General features: G+C 37.9%; 20 protein-coding genes and 4 tRNA genes. 11 read left to right on the top strand and 13 right to left on the bottom strand.

The window, feature by feature from the left end:
- Positions 1-150: 150 nt before the first annotated feature.
- The 4 genes from FFJ24_RS24035 to murQ all read right to left on the bottom strand — a co-directional run bounded on the left by FFJ24_RS24035 (position 151) and on the right by murQ (position 2,720).
- Positions 151-906, bottom strand: coding sequence for a Bax inhibitor-1/YccA family protein (locus FFJ24_RS24035; RefSeq protein WP_138819638.1), 756 nt, complete (start codon positions 904-906; stop codon positions 151-153).
- 26 nt (positions 907-932) lie between these two features.
- Entirely contained in the window at positions 933-1,166 is a 234-nt protein-coding gene (locus tag FFJ24_RS24030; protein WP_138819637.1) for a hypothetical protein, read from the bottom strand.
- Positions 1,167-1,237: 71 nt separating this feature from the next.
- Positions 1,238-1,804, bottom strand: coding sequence for a hypothetical protein (locus FFJ24_RS24025; protein WP_138819636.1), 567 nt, complete (start codon positions 1,802-1,804; stop codon positions 1,238-1,240).
- Between the two features lie 112 nt (positions 1,805-1,916).
- On the bottom strand, positions 1,917-2,720 hold the full coding sequence (gene murQ / locus FFJ24_RS24020) for an N-acetylmuramic acid 6-phosphate etherase (protein ID WP_138819635.1): 804 nt from the start codon (positions 2,718-2,720) through the stop codon (positions 1,917-1,919).
- Positions 2,721-2,910: 190 nt separating this feature from the next.
- Here murQ and FFJ24_RS24015 point away from each other — a divergent pair, with 190 nt between their 5' ends.
- From FFJ24_RS24015 to FFJ24_RS24000, 4 genes are all read left to right on the top strand, one after another.
- Positions 2,911-4,518: a S41 family peptidase gene (locus FFJ24_RS24015; protein ID WP_138819634.1), complete on the top strand. Its 1,608-nt coding sequence runs from the start codon at positions 2,911-2,913 to the stop codon at positions 4,516-4,518.
- Between the two features lie 154 nt (positions 4,519-4,672).
- Positions 4,673-5,803: a histidine decarboxylase gene (locus FFJ24_RS24010; RefSeq protein WP_138819633.1), complete on the top strand. Its 1,131-nt coding sequence runs from the start codon at positions 4,673-4,675 to the stop codon at positions 5,801-5,803.
- Between the two features lie 72 nt (positions 5,804-5,875).
- Positions 5,876-6,472 carry a short chain dehydrogenase gene (locus tag FFJ24_RS24005; RefSeq protein WP_138819632.1) on the top strand — a complete coding sequence of 199 codons (597 nt, stop codon included), beginning with the start codon at positions 5,876-5,878 and terminating at the stop codon, positions 6,470-6,472.
- Between the two features lie 113 nt (positions 6,473-6,585).
- The gene (locus tag FFJ24_RS24000) at positions 6,586-7,092 is read left to right on the top strand and encodes a GNAT family N-acetyltransferase (protein WP_138819631.1); all 507 of its coding nucleotides are present in this window, start codon (positions 6,586-6,588) and stop codon (positions 7,090-7,092) included.
- Between the two features lie 333 nt (positions 7,093-7,425).
- Here the strand turns inward: FFJ24_RS24000 and FFJ24_RS23995 are convergent, their stop codons facing one another.
- The 3 genes from FFJ24_RS23995 to era form a co-directional block, all read right to left on the bottom strand.
- On the bottom strand, positions 7,426-7,935 hold the full coding sequence (locus FFJ24_RS23995) for an N-acetyltransferase (RefSeq protein WP_138819630.1): 510 nt from the start codon (positions 7,933-7,935) through the stop codon (positions 7,426-7,428).
- A gap of 245 nt (positions 7,936-8,180) precedes the next feature.
- On the bottom strand, positions 8,181-9,482 hold the full coding sequence (der, locus tag FFJ24_RS23990) for a ribosome biogenesis GTPase Der (protein ID WP_138819629.1): 1,302 nt from the start codon (positions 9,480-9,482) through the stop codon (positions 8,181-8,183).
- 129 nt (positions 9,483-9,611) lie between these two features.
- A complete protein-coding gene (gene era, locus FFJ24_RS23985; protein WP_138819628.1) occupies positions 9,612-10,508 on the bottom strand; it encodes a GTPase Era in 897 nt (298 codons plus the stop codon).
- 114 nt (positions 10,509-10,622) lie between these two features.
- Here era and FFJ24_RS23980 point away from each other — a divergent pair.
- Both FFJ24_RS23980 and FFJ24_RS23975 read left to right on the top strand, forming a co-directional pair.
- Positions 10,623-10,698: transfer RNA gene (locus tag FFJ24_RS23980), tRNA-Met, on the top strand.
- A 75-nt stretch (positions 10,699-10,773) separates the two neighbouring features.
- Positions 10,774-10,845, top strand: a tRNA-Glu gene (locus FFJ24_RS23975).
- A gap of 192 nt (positions 10,846-11,037) precedes the next feature.
- Here FFJ24_RS23975 and FFJ24_RS23970 read toward each other — a convergent pair.
- Entirely contained in the window at positions 11,038-13,161 is a 2,124-nt protein-coding gene (locus tag FFJ24_RS23970) for a trypsin-like peptidase domain-containing protein (protein ID WP_168202545.1), read from the bottom strand.
- Between the two features lie 165 nt (positions 13,162-13,326).
- Positions 13,327-14,514, bottom strand: coding sequence for a glycoside hydrolase family 30 beta sandwich domain-containing protein (locus FFJ24_RS23965; protein ID WP_138819626.1), 1,188 nt, complete (start codon positions 14,512-14,514; stop codon positions 13,327-13,329).
- Between the two features lie 873 nt (positions 14,515-15,387).
- On the opposite strand from FFJ24_RS23965, the gene FFJ24_RS23960 reads away from it, so the two are divergent.
- The 3 genes from FFJ24_RS23960 to FFJ24_RS23950 all read left to right on the top strand — a co-directional run bounded on the left by FFJ24_RS23960 (position 15,388) and on the right by FFJ24_RS23950 (position 17,878).
- Positions 15,388-15,463: transfer RNA gene (locus tag FFJ24_RS23960), tRNA-Met, on the top strand.
- 75 nt (positions 15,464-15,538) lie between these two features.
- Positions 15,539-15,610, top strand: a tRNA-Glu gene (locus FFJ24_RS23955).
- Between the two features lie 405 nt (positions 15,611-16,015).
- Positions 16,016-17,878 (top strand): right-handed parallel beta-helix repeat-containing protein, encoded by a 1,863-nt coding sequence (locus tag FFJ24_RS23950; protein WP_138819625.1) that lies wholly within the window; start codon positions 16,016-16,018, stop codon positions 17,876-17,878.
- Between the two features lie 310 nt (positions 17,879-18,188).
- Here the strand turns inward: FFJ24_RS23950 and FFJ24_RS23945 are convergent, their stop codons facing one another.
- The 4 genes from FFJ24_RS23945 to FFJ24_RS23930 are packed head-to-tail and all read right to left on the bottom strand — an operon-like array spanning position 18,189 to position 22,348.
- On the bottom strand, positions 18,189-19,352 hold the full coding sequence (locus FFJ24_RS23945) for an AMP-binding protein (RefSeq protein WP_138819624.1): 1,164 nt from the start codon (positions 19,350-19,352) through the stop codon (positions 18,189-18,191).
- Between the two features lie 9 nt (positions 19,353-19,361).
- Positions 19,362-20,279: a glycosyltransferase family A protein gene (locus tag FFJ24_RS23940; RefSeq protein WP_138819623.1), complete on the bottom strand. Its 918-nt coding sequence runs from the start codon at positions 20,277-20,279 to the stop codon at positions 19,362-19,364.
- Positions 20,280-20,281: 2 nt separating this feature from the next.
- Positions 20,282-21,514 (bottom strand): hypothetical protein, encoded by a 1,233-nt coding sequence (locus FFJ24_RS23935; RefSeq protein WP_138819622.1) that lies wholly within the window; start codon positions 21,512-21,514, stop codon positions 20,282-20,284.
- A 3-nt stretch (positions 21,515-21,517) separates the two neighbouring features.
- The gene (locus FFJ24_RS23930; RefSeq protein ID WP_210419421.1) at positions 21,518-22,348 is read right to left on the bottom strand and encodes a hypothetical protein; all 831 of its coding nucleotides are present in this window, start codon (positions 22,346-22,348) and stop codon (positions 21,518-21,520) included.
- A 690-nt stretch (positions 22,349-23,038) separates the two neighbouring features.
- Between FFJ24_RS23930 and FFJ24_RS23925 the strand changes: the two genes are divergently transcribed.
- Together FFJ24_RS23925 and FFJ24_RS23920 are read left to right on the top strand one after the other, a co-directional pair.
- On the top strand, positions 23,039-23,629 hold the full coding sequence (locus tag FFJ24_RS23925; RefSeq protein ID WP_138819620.1) for an RNA polymerase sigma factor: 591 nt from the start codon (positions 23,039-23,041) through the stop codon (positions 23,627-23,629).
- Positions 23,630-23,702: 73 nt separating this feature from the next.
- Positions 23,703-24,854 (top strand): FecR family protein, encoded by a 1,152-nt coding sequence (locus FFJ24_RS23920; protein WP_138819619.1) that lies wholly within the window; start codon positions 23,703-23,705, stop codon positions 24,852-24,854.
- Positions 24,855-24,959 lie beyond the last annotated feature (105 nt).

Below are 24,959 nucleotides of genomic sequence, written 5' to 3'. Positions count from 1 at the left end.
ATTTTTTATTATACAAAATTACTATATACGCCAACCAAATTCCACCTACGGAACTTACAATATAGATATTTTCGGTTATAAAAGATTTAGTTATCGCCTGTATACAAGCGCCAATTAAGATGAAGCTAACAACTGCGACAAACTTATTCATTACTTTCTGCTTCCGAAAATGCGTAATAAGAAAAGGAAGATATTTAAGAAATCTAAGTATAAGGACAGTGCAGCTACAATAGCCATTTTTTTAGATTCAATCTGAAGAACCTGTTCGCCGCTAGCTTCGATCCCTTCGCCAATTCTTTTTATTTTTTGCACATCGTAAGCCGTTAATGCCGTAAATATGGCAATACCAATGAATGCCATAAACAAACTGAACTGTTCGCTTTGAACAAACATATTTATTACACTGGCAATCACTAAACCAATTACGCCAACCATTAAAATTGGCCCAAATTTACTTAGATCGATATTGGTTGTATAACCCATAAATGCCATAATTCCAAATATTCCGGCAGCTCCAGCAAAACAACTCACCACTGAGCCTGAAGTATAAGTTAACAAGATAAAACTTAAACTCACTCCAGTTAATACTGAATAAAGTACAAAAACGCCAATTAATGCTGGCAATGATAATCTGCTTAAACCGAATCCCATTAATAAAACCAATCCGAGTGGTGCAAACATCGCTATATAACCGAAAATCGACATGCTCACTTTTCCAGTTGAGGGATTAATATTTAAAAGGTATTGCATCAATTGCTCATTAGTACCAAATAAATACGCTGCCACTGTCGATAAACTTAACGCCACAAACATCCATAAGAAAACGTTGGCAAAGAATTTTTTAGAAACAGATCGTTCCTGAACGAAAACACTGTTGTCCTGATATTGATAATTTTGTTGTTCCATTTAATTTTTTGTGTATTTATTAGTTTTTATTTGAAATAAAGTCCGATTATCATTAATGCTAAAGCTATGAATAACCCAACAAACCATTTTATCATGTCTGTTTTTGTATTTGCCAAATCTTCTTTTGAGGCTAAATGTGCAGTTTTATCTACAACTGTTTTATCAACTTTAGACTCAATATAACTTGTTAAATTTTCGGCAACATCCTTATCTAGCTTTTCGCTTAAAAGTGCATATAACTGAGTTACTGAAATATTCATAATTATTAATGATTAAGCTTTGCCTTGTTAATCTCTTTCTTTAAATTATCTCGTAAGATAAAGATAATATTTTAGTTCAATCTTTTTGTCAACAGTTCTTCAACTTTTTTAAAGAATTGTAACGGTTTTAATGTACGCCATGGCAGATTATCAAATGCACCGCCAAAGTTAATGTAATAATCGATGCTATTATCGCGAAATTCGCTGATCACATGCTCCTGAAAATTTACCCCAACAATCCAGCCATCTTCTACTTCCTGAAACCATTCTTCGTAATAACTATCATCTGAAGCGTGAAAATTAAGTACATTTTCTCCTATCAGGATAAACTTATTAATGCCTTCGTCCATCATCAGCTCTAAAATATCGCGCTTCATCAGCATAATATCGTTGTTAATGGCATCGTTCCACTCGCCGATAAATTCGATAATGGCATAACTTCTGTCGTAGTCGGCATATAATACCTTCATGTACAGTGTATTCGAACCAAACTCATCCCATTGCGGATGCAATAAAAAGTTATAAATCTGCTTATCGAAGTAAAGTTCTGAATATTCGGTATTATAAAATGGCGAACGCTCATCTTCTGCCGAAATATAATCATCTCTCCACTGGTAATAAGGCTCAATTTCGTGCATATTTTCTAATTATTGAATGAGCGAGTTTTGAATGAGGGAATGATTAATGCTACTCTTACATGCTATCAATCACTAATTCTTTCATTCACTCAATCCATCCTTCTATCATTTCTTAGTGTCCTGCTTCCACGGCTCTACGTACACTTCCATAACGGTTCAGCAATTCGGCCGCCTCATCATAACCGATATTCAGTTCATCGGCAACCATTTGTGTACCTCTATCGACCAGTTTATGGTTAGTTAACTGCATATCGACCATTTTATTGCCAACTACACGTCCCAGCTGAACCATAACAGTAGTGCTTAACATATTTAATACCATTTTCTGCGCCGTACCGGATTTCATGCGGGTGGAGCCGGTAATAAATTCAGGGCCAACCACCACTTCAACCGGAAAATCCGATTCTGCAGCAATAGGTCCGCCTGCATTACAAACAATGCAGCCAGTTAAAATGCCATACTTACGTGCGGTGTTTAATCCACCGATTACATAAGGCGTAGTACCTGACGCCGCCAGACCAACCAAACAATCTTTCTCATTAATCCCAAATTCCTGAAGATCTTTCCAGGCTTGTCCGGCGTCATCTTCAGCAAATTCTACTGCTCTTCTAATGGCCGTATCTCCACCAGCAATAATTCCTACAACCCAATCAAAAGGAACACCGTAAGTAGGCGGGCACTCTGAAGCATCTACCACACCTAAACGACCACTTGTACCTGCACCGATGTAAAAGAGACGACCACCTCTTTTCATCCTTTCGGCAACGGCCGATGTTAATTTTTCGATCTGAGGCAAAGATTTTTCGACTGCAAAAGCTACAGTTTTATCTTCGTTATTAATGCCCTGCAAAACTTCCAACACCGACATCTGATCAATGTGGTTATAGTTAGATTCTTGCTCGGTAACTCTGTTCATAAATATAATTTTGATAAAATTCGGTAAATTCTTTTTAAATTCTACGCTAAAAAATCAAAAATATCGCTCACAAATTTCAATCATTCTATTCTTTGCGTTAATTAATGTTAAATATTATAAACAAAAGACATGAAAATGCAGTTAAAAAATATATCAACTCGCTAATTTTCATAAATTTGCAATAACGCCAATGAAAAAAAATACCCGTAACAACATACTGATCGCTGTAAGCTATTCTGTTATTTTAATAGCAGGTATGTTTTTGGGTATAAAATTCATTAAAGATCAAGGCTTTGGCGTTAAAAGAAGTCCTCAACTAGCCAATAACAGCGACGAAAAATTAAACGAAATCTTACACATCATCAACGGCAATTACGTTGATGATATCAATACCGATTCGCTTCAAAATTTACCTATCGATAGTGTTTTACACCAACTCGATCCACACAGTGTTTACTTGCCACCAACTGATGCGCAAGAGATGACTGATAACCTGGAAGGAAATTTTGAAGGTGTAGGCATAGAATATTACATGCTTAACGATACCATGATGGTTACCGGTGTGGTTAAAGATGGACCAGCATACCAGGCGGGAATTAAATTGGGCGATAAGATCCTGAGTATTGATACTGCAGTAGTAAGTGGCCGAAACCTACCCAAAGATCAACTTACAGGTCGTTTTAAAGGCAAATCCGGTACGGGCGTGAGTGTAGTGCTTTTACACCCGGGAGCGCCACAAAGTAACCGCATTATGGTTACCCGTGGTAAGGTAAACGTAAGCAGTATTGATGCGGCCTACATGATTAACAACGAAACTGGTTATGTTCGGATAAGTAAGTTTGGCGCCAATACGGATAACGATTTTTCTGCTGCAGCCAATAATCTTAAAGCAAAGGGCATGAAAAAACTGATTCTTGACCTGCGCGATAATGGAGGTGGTTATTTTACAGCGGCGACGGGCCTCGCCGATCAGTTTTTGGGCGAGAACAAACTCATTGTGTATACACAAGGCAAGCATGAGCCACGCACCGATTATTTTTCTACTGGTACCGGGTCTTTTCAAAATGGGAAGTTGGCTGTGCTGATTAATGAAAATACTGCTTCAGCAAGTGAAATTGTAGCAGGAGCCATCCAGGATTTAGGACGTGGGATTATCGTTGGCCGCCGCTCTTTTGGCAAAGGCCTGGTACAAGAGCAATTTGCTTTTGGCGATGGCTCTGCATTGAACTTAACCATTGCAAGATATTATACGCCATCCGGTCGGAGTATCCAAAAATCATACAAAAAAGGTTATGATGCTTATAAACATGAATTAGACGAACGGATGACGGATGGAGAGCTCACAGGAGACCGTACCTCTTTCCAGGATTCTATTGAGAAAACTGAAGGTGTAAATATTCAGCCTAACAAAAAAGTTAAACGAATTGGCGGGATCCAGCCAGATATATTTGTGAAATTAGATACAAATGGCTATAATAAGTTTTACAGTAATCTGGTAAGTAAGAAAATACTTTCTGACTACGTGTTTAATGTACTCACCAATAAGTACAGTGCCAGTTTTGTAGAACAGAATATCAATATCTTCACCATAAACGATAACGACTTTAAGGACTTCATCGGATTTCTTCAACGCAAAAACATAGCAATAGATCGTTTTCAACTGTACAATTCGAAAAATGTGATTTTAAATGACCTTAAAGCTTTGCTTTGTCGCTATTATCTGGGCGATGTTGGTTATTATAAGGCCGCAAACCAGACAGACAATGCGGTAAGACAAGCACTTCTTAACCTTCAATAGCCATATTTTATACTTTATTGAGGCTAAATCAAGCAGCTAAATAAATTTTAAATTTCGAAAAATCAGCATAAAACAACATAATATTTCAATTAAAAAACATTAACTAATACTATATTTTGTTTTGATTAATTTTGTCTTCAAATCATATCATATTATGGAAGCGAGGTTAGCAGCAAAAGATCAACGAGTATTGGACAACCTTTTAGAAAAGGTTAAGGAGCAAACCGATTTATTTTTAGGTTATCCGGTATCTAAAGATTTTGATTACCAGTCACTTTCTGATTTTTTAAAATACCCGATGAACAACCTGGGCGATCCTTTCGTTACTTCTACCTATGGCGTTGGCTCCCGGGAGCTGGAAAAAGAAGTAGTCCGGTTTTTTGCCGAACTTTTTCGCGCACCAGCTGATAATTGGTGGGGTTACGTTACGAATGGTGGCTCAGAGGGTAATCTCTATGGCTTGTACCTTGCCCGCGAGTTACACCCAAAGGGAATGGTTTATTATTCTGAAGCTACACATTATAGCGTGCAAAAGAACCTGCATTTACTCAATATGTCAAACATCGTTATCCGCACGCAAGACAACGGAGAAATCGATTACGAAGACCTTGAGCACACCATTAGAATGAACCGCCACATGCCTGTTATTATTATGGCCAATATTGGCACTACCATGACCGAGGCACGTGATGATGTGGCCAAAATTAAAGCCATCTTAAAAAAACTGGCTATCCAACACTATTATATCCACGCTGATGCGGCACTTTCTGGTACCTACAGCGCACTGATTGAACCAAGGCCAGCATTCGATTTTGAAGATGGTGCCGACAGCATTGCCATTAGCGGCCATAAGTTTTTCGGCTCGCCCATGCCTTGTGGGGTCGTGGTGGCCAAAAAATCGAACCGTGATCGGATTGCCCGTTCGGTTGCTTACATCGGAAGTGTTGACACCACTATTACGGGATCCAGAAATGGACATAGCCCTCTATTTTTATGGCATACCATTAAACGTTTGGGCATAGCGGGTTTAAAGAGCAGAGCCATACACAGCCTAGCAACTGCAGCTTATACTGAACAAAAACTTAAAGCGCTAGGTATTGCTGCATGGCGAAATGCGAATGCCATTACTGTAAACTTTCCTACACCATCTGCCAGCATCTGCAAAAAATGGCAGCTAGCAGCAGAGCAGGGAAATTCGCATATCATCTGCATGCCAAATGTTACGCAAATGCATATCGACCTCTTGATTACCGACCTTAAAGCCGAAATGGTATTGCAGGATTGATGATCTACAAACATTTCGATAAACTCTGATGTTTAAAACGATATTAGTGATATCCATATTAAAGAGGTTTAAATGAAAATAATAATTGTTGGTGCAACAGGCACACTTGGCAGAAAGGTGGCTGAAGGTTTTGCACCAAAACACGAGGTCATCCGTGTAGGAAATACTAAAGGCGATGTCCAGGTAGATATTACCAGTGAAACATCGGTTAAAAATATGTTTGAGCAAATCGGGGCTTTCGATGCCCTGATCAGTACGAGCGGTAAAGGTCCCTTTGCGCCTGTAAATCAGATGACGGGTGAAGTATTTAAGGGTGGCTTGCTGGATAAACTATTGGGTCAGGTTAACCTGGTGCTTATCGGTCAGCATTACATTAATAAAGGCGGTTCATTTACACTAACTTCTGGAATATTGGCAGAAAATCCTGTTGCTGCGGGATCAGCACTGAGCACCATAAACGGAGGTTTAAATGCATTTGTTATGGCTGCTGCTCCAGAACTTGAAAATGGAGTTCGTATCAACGCTATTAGTCCTAACGTAGTTGAAGATTCTCCTGCTTATTTCGATTCTTTTCCCGGGGAAATTCCGGTTGCCATGGAGAAAGTGGTTAAAGCTTATGAGAAAAGTGTGCTGGGCATTGTATCGGGCCAGGTAATAAAGGTTTATTAATTATGTTCGGTATTTGAAAAAATCCAGGACGTCGTTTTTCAATAAAAGCTTATTGTAAAATTTTGCTTATTCAAAACCCAAAGTTTTATATAGTCTATATAACAAACTCAAGCATGATAGAAACAGAACGCCTCATTTTAAAACCATTAACGCACGATCAGCTTTTAAAATATATTAAAGATGATCATTCTTTAGAACAAGAGTTTGGCCTTCTACCAACCAAGAAAAACATTTCTCCTTCGCTTCAAGAGGCTTTGGAACAAACGATTTTACCTAATGTTTTTGATAAGGATAAAGATTATCTATGCCATACTTTATGGACCATCATATCCAAACCCGATCATAGAATGGTAGGCGATATTTGTTTTATTGGCGAGCCAGATCCAAATGGCGAAATCGAAATCGGTTACGGTACTTACGAAGAATTTCGAGGTCGGGGATTTATGACAGAGGCTGTGGGCAGAATCATCGAATGGGCAAAGGAACAACCTAAAGTGAAATCGGTTTATGCCGCCACTACAAAAGACAATGTAGCCTCTTATTCTATTTTAGAAAAAAACAACTTTATCCATATTGGAGAAGTAGATGATATGTTAAGCTGGAAGATTGAGTTGAAATAAGTTTTACCAACTCGGATTATAAATATGTCTGAATAAAAATCTACGTAGTTACCGTTATCCTGACCTGTAGCGAAGCGGAAAGCTACGAAGTAAACCGAGCCTTGAGCGAGCTCACCGAAGGTAATTTATTTCAGGATCTACCCAACAAGGTTATTTTTATATGAAAGATGCTGACCACGAAGTAGCTATTAGGCCTTTAAAATCATAAATACTACTAATAAAACAAGTTCAGCAGGACGACTACCCTCTAGTCTTAGCGTCTCGCTAGATATTGATGATTTTATCACAGCATAAATTTCGTTACGAGCCACCTTGATGCACCTTTGAAATGCGCTACAGCACAATCTCAAACAAACTTAAGCTGATTCCCTCATAGTGCTTTGGTAGCCCGTCGGTTTTTTCCATAGTTACTACCCCAACATAATCAAAACCACAACCCGTATAATAATCGAGCAGTTTTTCGTTATCCGCCCAGGTATCCATTCTGATAAATTTAATGTCGTTCTTTGTTGCGTAATCTTTAGCCCATTTGATGATTTCTTTCACAAAAAAATAACCTCTAAATTCAGGATTGGTTACAATTCTATGGATATATATCGCATCATGATCTCGTTCTCCCCAGATCAACGGATCGTTAAACGTAACAGCAAAAACACAGGCAAAAACGCCATCTACCAGGATTTTATACTGACGGCTTTCATCAATCTCGGTTTGTACCATTTCTCTGCTAAAGCCCTGCCAGTGTTTATTAAATACTTTCTTTTGATGGGCAATGGCCATATCGTAAAAATCGAAAATGGTATTGATGTCAGCTGACTGGCTATTTTGTACTTGTAATTGCATGAAGCAAAGGTAGGGGTATTTTCTGACCACTGATAAGGAGGATCGTCCTTTCGAATGGAGTACAGCGAAATGAAGAAATCTTTAAATTATGTTATTGGACAGTTCAAAGATTTCTCCACTACGGTCGAAATGACGGTCGATTAAAATAAAACAGGGCTGTTATGGAATGCAGCCCTGTTTTTAATAGATTGGTTTTTTAGGCATATCGACCTTACGCCCTCCACCTTTAAACCTTCAACCTTACCTTATTTCTGTCTGAAATAAATCTGGATCGGTGCACCGGAAAAATCGAAGTTTTCTCTTAATTTATTCTCGATGAAACGTTTATACGGATCTTTAATGTACTGTGGCAAGTTGCAGAAAAAGGCAAACATTGGCGAAGTAGCATTAATCTGGGTGATATATTTAATCTTAATGTGTTTTCCTTTTAATGCCGGTGGTGGGAATTTCTCGATCAGTGGCAACATTACATCATTTAATTTAGATGTAGGAATTTTCTTGCACCGGTTTTTATAAACTTCTAAAGCCGCTTCTATTGCTTTAAAAATACGTTGCTTGTTTAATACAGAGGTGAAAATGATCGGCACATCAGTAAACGGACGGATACGCTCATGAATCTGCTCTTCGAAAGCTTTCATGGTTTGGGTATTTTTTTCAATTAAATCCCATTTGTTTACCAGAATTACGATACCTTTTTTGTTCTTCTCGGCCAGGTGGAAAATATTGATATCCTGACTTTCAATTCCTTCTACGGCGTCGATCATTAACACCACCACGTCAGCTTCTTCTAAAGCTTTGATAGTACGCATTACGGAATAAAACTCCAGATTTTCTTTAACCTTTGTTTTTTTCCGTAATCCTGCAGTATCGATCAGCATGAACTCATGACCGAATTGATTATAATGGATTTTAATTGAATCGCGGGTTGTACCTGCATTTGCAGTAACGATATTACGCTCTTTACCAATTAATGCATTAACCAAAGAAGATTTACCCACATTCGGGCGACCAGCAATGGTAATTTTAGGCAGTTGGTTTTCTTCTTCCGGAATATCTTCGAAATTTTTAACCACCTCATCCAATAACTCTCCTGTTCCGGAACCAGTCATTGATGACAGAGGATATACTTCTCCTAATCCAAAACCATAAAAAGTATGGATTTCGTTATATAAAGCGGTATTATCTACCTTATTTGCACAAACATAAACGGGCTTATTACTTCTGCGCAATACCTGGGCAATATCATCATCTAAATCGGTAATGCCTGTTGTTACATCCACCATAAAGATTAAAACACTGGCCTCTTCGATAGCAATCATTACCTGCTCGCGGATGGCAGCTTCGTAAACATCTTCTGAGTTGGCTACATAACCACCGGTATCGATTACGGTAAATTGTCTGTCGGTCCACTCACCTACTCCATAATGCCTGTCGCGGGTTACACCGCTGATATCATCTACAATTGCCTTACGGCTTTCGGTTAGTCTATTAAAAAGGGTGCTCTTGCCTACGTTTGGCCTGCCTACGATGGCTATAATATTACTCATAGTGTTCTTTTGATAGTTAATGGCTTATAGTTAATGGTCGTGGTGTTCAGGCAAGCTGCTAAAACTATTTGGCTATCAGCCATTGACTATCAACTACTAACCGATTCATTTCGGGCTGCAAAGGTACAGTTAATTATCGTAACCGAAGCTTTTTAAATAATTCTTTTTACTTCTCCAGTCGGGAATTACTTTTACAAACATTTCCAGAAAAACCTTACTGTCTAAAAATTTCTCAATCTCTAAACGTGCTTCAGTACCTACCTTTTTCAGCATACTTCCACCAGTACCAATTAAAATGTTCTTCTGCGAATCGCGTTCTACGATAATTTCTGCCGTAATCCTGATCATGGCGCCTTTGCCATTTTTCATTTCCTCTTCTTTAAAACTCTTTACAATAACTTCGGTACTGTAAGGAATTTCTTTCTGGTAATTAAGGAAGATTTTTTCGCGGATAATCTCCGAAACAAAGAAACGCTCAGAGCGGTCGGTTAAATCTTCTTTATCGTAATATGGTGGGTGTTCCGGCAACATTTCGAGCACACGATCCAACAACCCGTCTACATTATGTTTATGTAAAGCTGAAATTGCGTAAATAGCAACTGGATTTAACTTTTCCTGCCAGTAAGCAATCTTCTCATCAACCTGTTCCTGTAGTGCTTTATCAATTTTATTAATCAGTACAATTGTTGGAATATCCCGGTTCAGGATTTTCTCCAGCACATCCTCTTCATCGTGCGCTTCATTGATATCGGTTACAAACAAAAGCACATCTGCATCAGTTAAAGATCCGTTAACAAAGCTCATCATGCTCTCCTGTAAACTGTATTTTGGTTTAATTATACCCGGAGTATCAGAAAAAACGATCTGATATTCTTCTTCATTTACAATCCCTAGAATGCGGTGTCTTGTGGTTTGTGCCTTAGGAGTGATAATGCTAAGTCGCTCGCCTACAAGCACATTCATGAGGGTGGATTTACCTACATTTGGTTTACCTATTATACTAACAAAACCTGCTTTATGCGCCATTAAAATATTTTTTAAAAAAAATTTGCAGCACAAAGAAACGAATTATATCTTTGCATTCCAATTCGGAAACAGAGTTAAGGATTTAATTCAAAGAAAAAAACGAGTTGTATAGCGTGCGGGGTGGAGCAGTTGGTAGCTCGTCGGGCTCATAACCCGAAGGTCGCACGTTCGAGTCGTGTCCCCGCTACCAAGAAGTTGGGAGTTGAGAGTATTAAGTTGGGAGTTTCTCCAAACTAAAGACTCCAAGATCAAAACTCAGATTAATGGCCCGTTCGTCTAGGGGTGAGGACGCCAGATTTTCATTCTGGAAACAGGGGTTCGATTCCCCTACGGGCTACAAGTATTAAAATCAAAACCTTTAAAAAGCTGTAAATCTATGATTTACAGCTTTTTAAGTTTTATAGGCATATCAAAAAGTACGCTAATTCTCCCGTGTCAATGAGTATCTGTTCTGATAAGTACCTACAACGCAATAAAGTCCTGTTAAATAAGGTATAATGCACCATAGAAATTGCTATGGAAGGCTGGATTAGTTGGCCACAATAAATTTGGATGACAGTTGCAGCCCCGAGCCCTTAACAACCAGTATATATAACCCTGGCGAAAGATTAAAGTAAACACGCTTGAATACTTCGGATGGTTGATAATCTACAACATGCTTGCGGCCACTCATATCATAACAATCTACTCCCTCAATAGCAAACGTTAAGGGCACATTAATATTTATATATTGACTACATGGATTAGGAAACAGCAATAAAGCATCAGACCGCAATTCATCTGTTTTGCCGTAACACTCAACGATGCCAATTGACATAGAAGCGGAGTAATCAATTTTGTCAATTGAATTAATATTGTGCCAGGCACCATCATAGACATACATTGTCGACGGACCTGTTTTACCACGATTTGCAGAATGATATACTGCGAACCCATTATGGTTATCATCCATTAATTGGTAGCCAATATAGAAGCCCGAGGTTAACTTTAGAACAGAATCAAGCAAAATATAATTGACCGACCCAGCCTTTAATTCTTTCAAAAAAATGTTCTTTGTATAAATCTCCTGCCCGGGCAGGCTTCCGCCGCCCCATATCTTTACTTTTATATTGGAAGTTTGATTAAAAGTTCCTAACCGCGCAATATTTAAGTAAAAACCTGGCAAAAGCAAGTAGCCTGGCGTGGTGAATTTCTCGGCAAACATAACAGAAGCATTTCCCAATAAGTAATCAGAAGGCCTTTCGGTCAGGCTGTAAGCTGTCTTCTCCTTAACTCTGATATGAGACACCGTATCACATTGTTCAGCATTAAACCCATAAGGATCGTAGCCCTCCATAAAACTTGCCCCAAGGTGTACAGGATCAAGCAATTCGATCAGCTTATTTCCTATTTTTGCCCTGGAAGTATAAGAAACACTTAACTTATTAAAATAATCGCTACCTTGTGAATTGCAGGAAGAATAGCCACCCGTTAAATTACCCACCAACCTATGCTGTTGGTTGTATAGCGGAGCTCCGGAAGAACCGGGCTCAGTAGTACCAATATTCCATTTAACAACCTGCCATGAAGAATTGGCTTTATAATCCGAATTGAACGTTGCCGAATTAAGCCGATTATAAGTTATAGCAATCTGTTTATACCTGCCACCAGGATGATGAATGCAAACACCAGCTTCGGGTTGAACCTCCCTTACATCCCAACCGGCGTAATAAGGATGAAAAGAGGCTGGAGGCACTTCATTAAGTTTGAGCAGGGAAAAGTCAAGTTTATCAGCTGCAGCCACAAGTTTAGCACCAGAAATGGTCTGGTCGTCGCTGATCGATGTTTGTTCGCAATCATACTCATAATTAAATATAAACACAGATTCTTCTGCATGGCTTTCATCGAAAATAGTATGAAAAGATGTTAGAAGATATGGTTGCTTATCTTTTGATGTATTACCGATAAGTGTACCCGAGCTTAGATTGCCATCGGTAATAATTTTACATACAGCCCTTTTGTCGGTTAACCAATTAATGCCATTTTCACAATTTATATTTTGATCGCAATAAGCCTCGGTACTTGCAGAAACTTTTTTGGTTCCTGTTTTAAAAATACCGGTTCTATCTAAATATACTTTGGATAATTGAATACCCCCATAATCAGTTACACCATTAGGTATATTCAATTCCAGCATTATTGTATCTCCGGAAACGGGAGCCAATGAGATGTGACTGCTTACATTGTTTTTTTGATTATACTTTCTGAACTGCCTTAAACCTTTGTTATATACGAACAGCGTTACGTCTTTTGATAGTTTCAGGGAATTAAAAGTCAGGTAAATGGAATATGCATTAACGCCATGGATGCCTAAGCGCCAAATTCTGCCATGTATTGTTTGATCCCAATGTCCTGAATTTGCAGGATTAAGGTTAACATTTACCCTTTCCGCAAACTGATAAGATTTTACACCTGAAGAACTTTGTAATGCGTTATTGCTCAACAACTCTGCTCTTCCTTTGCTACTGCCGCTTAAAGTTTCGTAATTTTCTAGGGGCTTAATTCCGGCAGCAAGGCTCATGGGGATGGCATCATTATAAGTTTGCGCAACCGCACAATAACTGCACAAAAGTATTGACAGCAGTACTAAAAAACAATTGCAGATAAGCTTCATAAACATATTAAGATAAAAATCCGCCACATACACTGTCATGAATAAAAATTTGCTTTTTCTTAAATCTTATTATGGAAATATCATGGGCATGAAACAATAATACTTCATGCCCATGAAGGTGATATCCGGCATTTTGTTGCTTACTGCAATAAGCTGTACTACCAGCTAAAACTGGTGAAAGGTAGTAATACTTTTAGCAGGAAGCGTATACGTAAATGCATTACCCGAAACAGCAACTAATCCTATTGAAGACATGTTTTCATTACTAGATGTACGATGAATATTCAGCGAACCAACGCCACTAACGTTAGCAACCGAAAAAGACTGGCTTACTGCGGAAGTGCCTGTATTAACAGCCACGATGACCAATCCACCTCCCCGGTAGGCTGTTAAATAAACACTAGGGGTAGGATTATAGGTACAGGCTATTCTTTGTTTTCCTGGCCTTATCCATTTGGCAAACTGGCCGCCGGTGTAGCCGGCTTTGTAAATTGTACCACTTTGATTAACCAGGTTAACGCTTGCATCATTGTCATTAACCCACCAAAAGTAGTACGCACTAAATTGATTGTTCATACAATCATTAATGTTTTTAGCTAAAACTAAACAGTTATCCATATTGTCACGGCTATTTTCAACATAGTATTCTGTCATCCAAATGCGTTTTCCTTTATTAAGCGCATTTTGGTGCACATAATTACCACCACCATAAAGATGCCCGGAAACATAAGAAATTTTAGCGACAGCGGCTGCATCGTTCAGTGTTGGGTCAGTATAGGTATCGTTAAAATTAATAGCATCAGCACAAACAATGGGTTTGCCAATATTTGATCCGCCAGCTTTAATAATATCACGTATCTGGTTTCCATCCAAATTTCCATCTTCCGAAGAGCCATCAGGCTCATTTTTTATAGATACAAAATCACAGTTTATGGCTGAAGCAGCGCTACCCAGCCAATTGCAGAAATTAATGTACTGGTTAGATGGAATGGTATTGCCTGATCGGTAAGCAGCAGGTATTTTCCAGGGGCAGCCTAATACTTTAGCGCCCCGGGCATGTGCCGCAGCGGCATTGTTCGTTTCATCTGCCCATGCATTATTCTGGTCGAAACGAACCCTTAACAAAGAAAAACCCAGTGTATTATAAAGTGCATCATTTTTGGCTGTAGTAAGCGTACCACACCACGCACTGGAAAAGCCCAACCCATCAATGGTTTGATAATAGGTATTGCCATCAATAGATGCCAATCCTTTTAACTGTGGTTCAATATTTTCTTCAATTTGCTGTTTTTCTTTTGAACAGCCGAGTAGTAAAAATACCGTAATAGCGATAACACAAATTTTAAATTTCATAATGGTTTGATTAAGGTTTTTTAAAGATAGATAGTCACTAATTTTGATTTTTTTTTATAAAGGTACTTACTTGAATGCTCCTCCTTTCTTTTAGTCTCCGGAATTTTGTTGAATACCATATATGCTGACAGATATTTCTGCCTGGCTACCATTTGCAAATAGGTATGTGAATAGCTGTAATTATTCATAACCCTTTTTATTTACAATTATAACCAGTTAATTAACATACAAAAATCATATATTTTATAATACCATAACTAAAAACAAAAAATACATATTTACTCGATGTAAAACTGAATACATTTACACTTAAAGCACACATTTTTAGCCAGTACAAGTAATTAAGGATATTAAAATTGGCAAACCAGGGGAATTTAAAGCATTTAAAACCCAAATTAACTATTTGATTAGCAGTTCAAATGTATTGGCTTATAATTTTAGTGTAGGGCAATTTTCGTTAAATTAGCAGTTCAAATGTTCAATAAAGAACTTCAATTCTTCGCGCACAAACAAATCATAACATCTATAAGCTAACTGCATTTATCTTATTAATTATACAAAAGACAATTCCCTACACGTACCAGCTTGTTTAATGCCATTATAACTAAAGCTAACACCAGAAACACTTTGCAGGAGATGCGAAACCGAGATTATTTCCGATGAGATTAAAATTGAGGATCAATTTGGATAGGTAAGTTCTTTTCTTTATTTCCCTTTTACAAGAGCAGTAAAAAATCAGCTGCAGCAAAAATAATACACTAAAAATCAAGCAGATAATTTAAATATCTAATAAAAGTTTGTGAAGCCTTTTGAAAAGCAAAAATATTATATACCTTTGCACTCCTTCAAACAAAGAAAATTGAAGCTATAGAGTGCGGGGTGGAGCAGTTGGTAGCTCGTCGGGCTCATAACCCGAAGGTCGCACGTTCGAGTCGTGTCCCCGCTACCAAGAAGTCGGGAGTTGAGAGTTTTAAGTTCGGAGTAACTCCAAACTAAAGACTCCAAAGTCAAAACTCAGATTAATGGCCCGTTCGTCTAGGGGTGAGGACGCCAGATTTTCATTCTGGAAACAGGGGTTCGATTCCCCTACGGGCTACGGAAGGGGATTTTTCCCCAGAAAAGACAAGGGTTGTTCTACCAAGAGCAGCCCTTTTTCATTGAAATTCAAATAGTTAAGAAAGCATTTTGTTGATGCTAAATGTTCTAAATACTCCATCAGAATAAGAAATTATGTTTGAATACACCCTCTAACGAGCCGATGCTAGTCAATTGTACGAGTTTTTCCGTAAAGCTCACTTAAGCTAGCTAATTTTAGAAGATGCTTTGAGAGTCTTTCCCACTTACTTGTTTTTTCACTGCTTGCTTTACCAATTTCTTCTAATTCTTCAATTTTTTCAAGCTCTAGTATGTAACTGATCCTTTTGGCCTTTTTATAACTCTAACTTTAACCTTTGATTTTACAGGTATATTTCGCTAATTTCAGAAATCAAAAGATGTTAATATGAGCCAATTTATCTTCGTGGAGAATGTTCAACAATTAAGAAATTTATCAGCTGAAAATATAGCCAGCCTGGAAAGCGGACAATATTTAGGAGTAATCTTATTGGGTTATTACGTAAAAGATGACACACCCTATCCAATAAATTACTTCTTAACTGATACAACCGAAGAAGATGATGGTGGTAGCGTTTTTAACGTAGGAGGTATTAAGCTAAAACATAATTTTGAGGGGCAAGTAGATGTTCAATATTTTGGAGCAGTTGCCAACTCGTTAGTGGATAATGCGGGTGCAATTACAAAGTGCATCGAAGTCTGTTTGTCAGTATCTATTAGTAAATCTTATTACATAAGTGCAGATAATGATAATTCGGGAATCCAATTAAAGAGCAATAGCAAACTTGTTTTCAACCCTCTTGGGAAAATAATAGCACTACCCTCATCATCTCCCAATTATCGGTTATTAAATATTTATAATATAAGAAATGTGCGGATAGTAAATCCACGAATTGTGGGTGAGCGAGTCCATCACATTGGAATCTCAGGAGAATGGGGACATGGAATCTCGATAACAAATTCGGAAGATATTGTTATAGAAAATCCCGTAATTAGCAATTGTTGGGGCGATGGCATTTACATAGGAAATCAGTATTTAGATACAACTTCGACAATTTCGACGAATAAAGTTACTATAAATAATGCTTTCATTGACAATGTCCGTAGGAACGGTATCTCCATTACATCAACGAAAAATGTAACATTAAATAACCCGAAAATATTCAATACCAATGGAGCTGCCCCCGAGGCTGGAATAGATATTGAACCAGAGGGATTGGGTGGGATGCCGATTGTAATCGACAACATAGTAATTAACGATCCATTTACTTCCAAAAATGCTGGGTCAGGTATCATGTTGTTTTTCAGCAGCGACATTACTATAGAAAATAACCCTAATATTGATATTTCAATTTCAAAGCATATCGATGACAGCAGTAAGCATGGTTTTTTCATACCTAATGTGCGCGATGGCTTAGTAGGAAGTATCAATTTACTAAACCCAGTCTGGCAAAATAATAAACAGGGCGCGTTGTTGATATCAAACTTTGGAAAGGAAGGAACGTTAACTCTCAATATTCTCAATCCAATATTGACGAATTGGAATACTTCACGCAGCGATTTTTTTTATTATAGGAATGGTATAAATATTATTAAAGAAGATCCGGTTAATGACTATCGAAATGTAGGAATCAATATTCACAATTTGACAATAAGAAAAACGGAGGTTGGAGATGACACAACGATCCCAATTGTAATAGATAGTACAAACCCAAACACAAAATCTATATATCTATCCATCTTAGATTCCGATGTAAAATATATACAGGCTAAAAAAGGATTAGTGCTTTCTGATATCAGAAATATTTTAAAAGGATTTTATTGGGAAACTTCGACGGCTGTCCAGATCGTAACCTATGGCAGATTTTTTACGGTGTATACAAATCTTGGCTTGTCAGATAATCCTATATATTACATTAGAAATGAACAGTACACGGAGGGACAACGCATAAGTTTTCTCGTTGAAAGCAATAATTGGATGACAATAGTTTCTGACGCAAATAATATCTTACCAAATGTTGTAGGAGGGAACTTATCATCTCGAGAAATCGGAAGCAAATTAACACTTGAGTATCATAATAATCATTGGTTTATTGCCGAGCAAATTGGGCAATGGACTAATACAAAAAGAGCAAATGATATGCTTTTGATAACTCCAGAAGAACCTGTTGTGAATTTAAAAGATGATCTCGTCTGGATAAATCCAACGAACAAAGAAATAAAGGTATATAAATTCGGTAGCTGGATTTAAGTTATATTACAAATTGATCATACTAACAAATAGAGCCTCTTACATGGTTTCTTATTATAGTTTGGTTTTTCAAAAGTAGAAATTTTCCAAAAATGAAAAGACACGGATATCACCATAAAAATCAGTCTCTTAAGTTAGCATGTGGGGTAACCGGATTGGTGAATCTGTAAAACACTGATAAAGAATTGAAATTCCGGTGGAAAGATTCCCCTACGGGCTACGAAAGCCGCTTCTACTTGAAGCGGCTTTTTTTGTCCATTCCATTCTGGAAACAGGGTATGAAATCCGCAGAATCCGCCAAAAGTCAATATCAAATCCGATGATCGACAATCACATGTGTTTTACCAGTAATGGCATTGGTATAAAGATCTAAATCCATACCCGCTAAAACCTCTAAATTTCTCACTTTGTAACCAAACACCTCATTTATCTCTTGAAGCTTTAACTCAATATAGGCTGCTTTATCGTTATTGGCTACATCAGCTATCAGCATAAATTTTATTGCGGTATGCCCTTCATAAGGTGTGATCTGTATCTGAAACCGTTCAACATCTGTTAAAACTGCATTAAAATCATCCAGTTCATAGTTACACTCGTTAAACATAAAAGAATTGGAAGATCTCCCTTTTAATTCCAAATAAGGTTGGCCGTCAACTTCAACCCATTTACCGATATCGCCTGTATTGTACCTAAAGATTGGGAAACGTTTACGGAATAGATTGCTCACCAGGAGGGAACCATAGCCATCAGCACCCGGATCGTTTGGCTCCACTACCAGCCCGTGAATTACCCTGAACAATGATGGCGAACGGCTATAATCGCACCAGGCCCATATCCCGGTTTCTGCAGAACCGTATAATGAATAGATCTGCCGGGTTCCGAAAACATCCTCGAAAAGTTTGATATGTGAGGGCGGCAAAAACTCGCCACCAAACACAAGATTGGTGATTGACAAACTAAGCTGATGCTTTTTAAGGTATTGCGCAAAAAGGAATAATTTTGAGGGTGTACCTAATAATAAATTGGGCCTGAAATTCAGCGCCATCTGGTAGGCGTCTTCGTAAGGTAAGCCGGCACTGGCTACCAATGTGGTTGCACTGCAACGTTCCAAAAGATCGTCCATAATGGCAGCAGTGCGGTACATATCCATATAACCAAACATATTGAGGGCGATGGTTTTTGGGGTAAATACTCCAGCTTGTTTTAATGCGGAGGCCAGTATTGCACGCTGTTCGAGATTTTCTGCAATATCAACCGGAAAAACCAGCGGTTTTTGAGTAGATCCGCCAGAACGCACCAGATAAACACCTTCTTTCTGGCTATGCAGATCAAAATAATCATTTAAAAGATTAATCAATTCCTTTTTACCTATTAAGGGAGCGCTTCGATAATCTTCATGATCAAGATAATAGAACCTGAAAAGATCAGATTGCCTAACAATCTGATAATATTGATTAAGGAGAGGATCGATCATTTTTAAAATTTATCTTTTGATGAGCAGATAGCCAATATATTTCGGCAATAAACTTCGGTAATGCCATAAAAAACGTGCTCTTTGGGTATCGGATGGTAAATTTTGTAGGGCGTATTTATACCAGCGTTCACCGATCATGCCCATCAACAGGCGGTCGTGTTTATCTTTACTGTCTACATACCTTGAAATTACCGGTGGCAATTCGATCTGTTTAAAATGGCTATATTTTTTCCTCGAAAGGCTCCCGGGGACCTCGTTAACATAAAGATAACCACCAGTTTGCAGGGCTATTTTACCTGGCACCGAGTTCAGTATTCCTTTTAGTACCCGGTACCAAAAATCGACACCTTCATTTAGCTGGGCTTCTGCCTGGTATCGGTTAGAGGCGATCCATTTACTTCGTGTAATCACATTACTTCCAACCCCAATTATAAAATGCGGATCGCTAACTGCCATCAAAGGATTTTTAATCAGATATAGATCTGCATCAAGCGGTTCCAGGTACTTTTTTAATGGCTTCAGGTCAGGATATATCTCATTACCTGGCATAAAAGTGATATTAAGCACCATAAAATCGAGCTGATGCACTCTAAATGCATGTGTTGCTATTTCCAGCAGCTGTGGATGATATTCGTCATCAGCATCTAAAAAACTAACTAATTCACAATGAGTAGCAGCAAAACCGATATTCCGTGCATTACCCGGGCCTTTATTTTCCGCGAGTTCAATTACCAGTATCTTGCAATTGCCAAAGGCGGAAATATGATTACGCAAAAAATCATGGACAATAATAAGACTATTATCTGTACTTAAGTCGTCGACAATAATCAACTCATCCGGCAGTTTACTTTGCCGGATGAGTGAATTTAACGTTTGGCTAACATAGGGCGCTTTGTTGAACAGCGGTATAATGATGGCATGTGTCATGTTTATGATACTGACATCATTGCGGGAAAAATGACTCCCCTGCCCTGGTGGACATTAACCACACTTTCTGCTGAACCACGGAATAAGCCAGGCCCAAAAGACTGGTTATTGTAACACAGCAACATCCCTACTAAATTGATCAGGCTTTTCTCCGGACCATTGCTGTATTTAAACCAGCGTTGGGGTACATATTGTTGTATCATGTATTCTGGCCATTGTTTAGCTATAATATCAGACCAAACAATGGTTTCACATTCACTTTTTACATACATATCAATGCCACGCCCACCACTATTCCGCTTTAATACCCAGTTTAATGAAGAATTGCTTACTTCTATCCTTTTTTCGGGGGTATGTAGGGCATAAGTAGGTATTAAAAAGGAGCGTAAAAAGAGGTATTCTTCTTCAGAAAGGTGATCCCTCATAATCTCTTCATTATACAGAACAGCAAGTATACGCTTATCATGTACCAAGATTAGTGTACGCACATCGTTAAAATAATTTCCCCTGGTGATGATCAACCTCAATACTTCAGGATCAAAATTGCGCAGTTCTTCCCGGTCCATTTCCAATATAAACTGGTTAACGGCTTTGTCTTGCAACATCAATTCACCATTTTGACAGCTTAGCTGAGCAGGGCTTGCAGAAACATAATTCAAGCCCTGTTTACTGAATTCATTTAACAGGTAAAATACCTCTGTACCCTTTTCTCTCTCATGCACCAACACGATAGATTCATTACTGTTGAAACGGTCAAAAATGGTATTAATAAAGTCACGCTGATGAGGAACAGCCTCCAGTAAAGGCAAGCTGCTGTCTTCAGAAATCAAGTTAAGGTAATAACTCAACATCCACCCGTTTATGGGGTACCTTGCTCCTATTTCGCATATTTTAATGCTGCTATCTTCTGCCTGTAAAAAATCGGGGCGGTACATGCCTACTTCATAAGGCTGTGCATTTGCAATGTTTAAAATATCGTTCAAGCGCTCATCAAAGTTATAAATGGCACGTATCCGTTCATCGGAAAAATAAGCATTTACAACGCTGGTTAATGCTTTGTTCAAAACCTGGCACAGTTTCTCCATCCGTACAATTTCGTTACGGTTTACAGCAACGGGGACCGGAGAAAATGAATCGGCACCATTACAGGGTATTTCGCCCAGGTGTTTCATCAGTAATTCAGTCAGTGTTTCCCTGCTACAGATCGTGTGTTCTTCTACAAGCTCGCCTGTCATAATTTATACCATTTCTTCTTCAGACATCACAGGTTCCAGACTAGCGCTAATGGTTTCCATAACTGCCGCTTTTTTACTCAAATAATCGGCAACGATTTCGCGTAAGTCATAATCAGCCAAATTTACATCCATTGCTTTAAGATAATAATTGATGGCGTTAACAGCATAAAAGAAATGGTTTTTCTCAGTTGGTCCACAGTGTACGGTTATCCAGGCTAAAGTATGTTTTAGGGTATCTTTATCAAAGCCAAAATCATCTTCCAGCCAACGTGTAAACTTCGGTAATATAAATTCCACTTCTCCATGAGTATAAATTTCATGTACCAGTGTAGTTAAAAGGCCGACCAATAAATCTTTATTACGCAATGAGTTCTGGTCTTTCCAATATTTAAATGCACGGGCACTTGGATCAAGGTATTGCCTCAACAACCATCCATCATCGCCGCAGGTATTTGTGGCCATGGTGTAGAACAAATCAGAATGTAATACTTTACCAACAACAGCCAGGTCTTCATCAACAATCCTGTTCAGACTTGCTACCGATCTGAAAAGCTGCGCTTCATCTGGTACAGGTATGTTTTTATGGATCAACATGGTCATGCGGTTACTCAATCCGGCAACAGTAACCGCACTATTGTTGGTTTGGCTCCAGCTATGAAAAAAAGGTTTAAGGTGATCCCTATCATGCAGAATTGCTGTAAGTTTCACAAAACTTTCTTCAATTGTTGTAAAATGTTCAGCCTGTTGAGGGAAATAGGCCAGGAGTTGGTGCTTCAATGGAGATTCTTCCATCCCTTCGAGCACAGGAATAATAATTGACAATAAATTTTTCACAATTGTTTGGTTTAAGGTTTATTAAAAATGTAAGTTAATACAGATAAAAATATTCTTATTTTGTTTTAAACATTTAAGACTAAACGAGAAATTAGCTTGTTATTACTACATCAAATTATCAGATCTAATCAATAATATCGAAAAGCAAAACACTTCAAATAATTGATAAACAAATAAATACAGCTAAATATTAAAATTAAGAGATAATAATCGGAATAACTGATGTAAGAGCGTGTTGCATTTTGATTAGCGTTTTTAAAGTTTGAGGCGATTGAGATGTATTTGGTTTATACATAGATACTGATTTTATTTTTAATAAAAAATAGACAAAATAAATATCTTTGAAAATTACACAATAAACATTTATTAATTACAATAAAGTAATACATATAATACATACAACTGCTTTGTTTGTCAATATGATTTAAAGGTGATGCCCCATTTACATCCCGCCTGATGAAATTCTAAGCAATAAAAACTTATGCCATGTTAAGTATCAAGGTAATTTAGCTAACAATAAAAAGCCTAAATGATAATATTTTTCTTAGTATTGATAGAATTAACTGGGATCCAAATCAGAAATCTAAATAAATGTTAATGATTTGGAAGATTAGAGATTACTTTATTCAAAAAAATGCTGTTACAACTCAGTTTTTATATAAATTAGTATAACTAAACGACGATGGATAAGTGAAGTCTATACCCATTACTGCCGAAAAGGAATTATTAATTGGATTAAAGCGCGGGGATAAGGTCGCCTTTAAACAGTTATATCAGTTATATTCGGGTAGACTCGCCAGTAAATTGATTTATCTGTTAAAATCAGAAGACTTAGCCCAGGATATCTTACAAGATGTATTTTTAAAGATCTGGATCAACCGCGAAATGATTGATACCGAACTAAGTTTTGTTGCATTTCTGTATAAGATTGCTACAAATCTGTCAAAAAATGCGATTCGAAAAAACGTTTATGATCAGATTATGCGCCATGAAGTTGGCCAGGAAGAGGTTTATCATCCTATGGAAGAGGATGATGAGGCAGAACAAGCAAAGGTCATTCTAGATCAGGCCATGGATCAGCTAACAGACAGGCAACGTGAAGTATACACTTTACATAAACTGGAAGGACTCAGTTATCAGGAAATTAGTGAAAAACTGAATATCAGTCTTTCTGCTATTAATCATCACATTCAAAAAGCCAACAAACAATTAAAGGCAATACTAAAATCGAGGTCGTTTGAGCTATTTATTCTCCTGCTACCCACCATATTAAAAAAATAATTCAATTAGAGGTGCTATTTTTTCTTTTTCATGTGTATTCTATTTAAAAGGGATGATTTTTCTCTAGTTTACCATGAGCAAACCAAACAGAATTAAGTTTTTATTTGATCAGTACCTAAATAATGCCATCACAAAGGATGAATTGGCAGAACTTAATCAACACCTTCAGGATGATGAGCACCAGTCACAGCTTGACGAGGTAATTAATGGCTATTTTGATTCAACATTTCACTCAGCTCACCCAAAATCTAAAGCCATTGGCGATCTAGCATGGAATGAAATAGCTCAGGCAATAGAAAAAGTTCAGCCTAAGCAGCGGAAATTGTTTTCTTCTCTACAATATATAGCAACCGCAGCCGCCGTCCTGATTTTTTTATGCACCACATTTTTTATCTACAGATCCATTGATCATAAAGATGCTCTTCGAAAAGATATTGCACACGACATACTTCCGGGTACTCATCGGGCAACGTTACAGGCAGCCAATGGTAAAATCTATCAGTTAGAGGGCAGTAAACAGGAGATTATTGCTGATGAAAATACGATCCGCTACAAAGATGGCGCATTGCTTGAAAAAGAAGATCAAATTCAGAATTTTACTTTATCTACTCCAAAAGGCGGGCAATACAGAATCACTTTAGCTGATGGTACCAAAGTATGGCTGAATGCTGCCTCGTCGATATCTTATCCAAGTGCATTTGCAGGAAAAGAAAGAAGAGTTTTTGTTATGGGCGAGGCCTACTTCGAAGTTGCCCATAATGCTCAAAAACCTTTCATTGTGAGTACCCAAGTGCAGGAAATAAAAGTTTTGGGAACAGCCTTTAATGTTAATGCCTATCAAAATGAAGGAGTAACGGTTACCACACTTGTCCATGGTCGCGTGCAACTCAACGGTGCTTATATTTCAAAAGCAGCGTTTTTGAATCCTGGAGAACAATCAGTATTGAACCAAAATGCTTTCCAGATTACACCCGTTGATGCAAGTTTTTACACGGCCTGGAAAGATGGAGAATTTATTTTTAAAGCTACTCCGCTTACAGAGGTACTTCGCCAGATAGAGCGTTGGTACAACCTGGATATAGATTACAGTGGTATACCTGACGATATCCAGATTCACGCCTCTATACAGCGGAACAGGCCATTATCTGCCGTACTTACTGCACTTGAAAAAATCACTAATCTAAAATTTGATGTCCAAGGAAGGAGGATGAAACTGATGAGATAACTTATACTCAACAGGCTGACCAAGGGTAAGGAGAAAACTAATCCATCCCAACAGCCTTAAAACCTAAAACCAATCAACAAACCATAACCAACAAACTAATCAGAT

This window comes from Pedobacter sp. KBS0701, assembly GCF_005938645.2.
Taxonomy (GTDB): domain Bacteria; phylum Bacteroidota; class Bacteroidia; order Sphingobacteriales; family Sphingobacteriaceae; genus Pedobacter.
Note: the sequence above shows the minus strand (reverse complement) of the source record. Positions and strands in the feature narration are given on the sequence as shown.

Bases quoted from the DNA above. Each gene is read 5' to 3' on its own strand.
- FFJ24_RS24010 (WP_138819633.1), top strand. From the start codon at position 4,673: ATGGAAGCGAGGTTAGCAGCAAAAGATCAACGAGTATTGGACAACCTT.
- FFJ24_RS24000 (WP_138819631.1), top strand. From the start codon at position 6,586: ATGATAGAAACAGAACGCCTCATTTTAAAACCATTAACGCACGATCAG.
- FFJ24_RS23920 (WP_138819619.1), top strand. From the start codon at position 23,703: ATGAGCAAACCAAACAGAATTAAGTTTTTATTTGATCAGTACCTAAAT.
- FFJ24_RS23995 (WP_138819630.1), bottom strand. From the start codon at position 7,935: ATGCAATTACAAGTACAAAATAGCCAGTCAGCTGACATCAATACCATT.
- era (WP_138819628.1), bottom strand. From the start codon at position 10,508: ATGGCGCATAAAGCAGGTTTTGTTAGTATAATAGGTAAACCAAATGTA.
- FFJ24_RS24025 (WP_138819636.1), bottom strand. From the start codon at position 1,804: ATGCACGAAATTGAGCCTTATTACCAGTGGAGAGATGATTATATTTCG.
- FFJ24_RS24035 (WP_138819638.1), bottom strand. From the start codon at position 906: ATGGAACAACAAAATTATCAATATCAGGACAACAGTGTTTTCGTTCAG.
- murQ (WP_138819635.1), bottom strand. From the start codon at position 2,720: ATGAACAGAGTTACCGAGCAAGAATCTAACTATAACCACATTGATCAG.
- FFJ24_RS24015 (WP_138819634.1), top strand. From the start codon at position 2,911: ATGAAAAAAAATACCCGTAACAACATACTGATCGCTGTAAGCTATTCT.
- FFJ24_RS23945 (WP_138819624.1), bottom strand. From the start codon at position 19,352: ATGATCGATCCTCTCCTTAATCAATATTATCAGATTGTTAGGCAATCT.
- FFJ24_RS23935 (WP_138819622.1), bottom strand. From the start codon at position 21,514: ATGACAGGCGAGCTTGTAGAAGAACACACGATCTGTAGCAGGGAAACA.
- FFJ24_RS23950 (WP_138819625.1), top strand. From the start codon at position 16,016: ATGAGCCAATTTATCTTCGTGGAGAATGTTCAACAATTAAGAAATTTA.
- FFJ24_RS23970 (WP_168202545.1), bottom strand. From the start codon at position 13,161: ATGAAGCTTATCTGCAATTGTTTTTTAGTACTGCTGTCAATACTTTTG.
- FFJ24_RS24005 (WP_138819632.1), top strand. From the start codon at position 5,876: ATGAAAATAATAATTGTTGGTGCAACAGGCACACTTGGCAGAAAGGTG.
- FFJ24_RS23940 (WP_138819623.1), bottom strand. From the start codon at position 20,279: ATGACACATGCCATCATTATACCGCTGTTCAACAAAGCGCCCTATGTT.
- der (WP_138819629.1), bottom strand. From the start codon at position 9,482: ATGAGTAATATTATAGCCATCGTAGGCAGGCCAAACGTAGGCAAGAGC.
- FFJ24_RS23965 (WP_138819626.1), bottom strand. From the start codon at position 14,514: ATGAAATTTAAAATTTGTGTTATCGCTATTACGGTATTTTTACTACTC.
- FFJ24_RS24030 (WP_138819637.1), bottom strand. From the start codon at position 1,166: ATGAATATTTCAGTAACTCAGTTATATGCACTTTTAAGCGAAAAGCTA.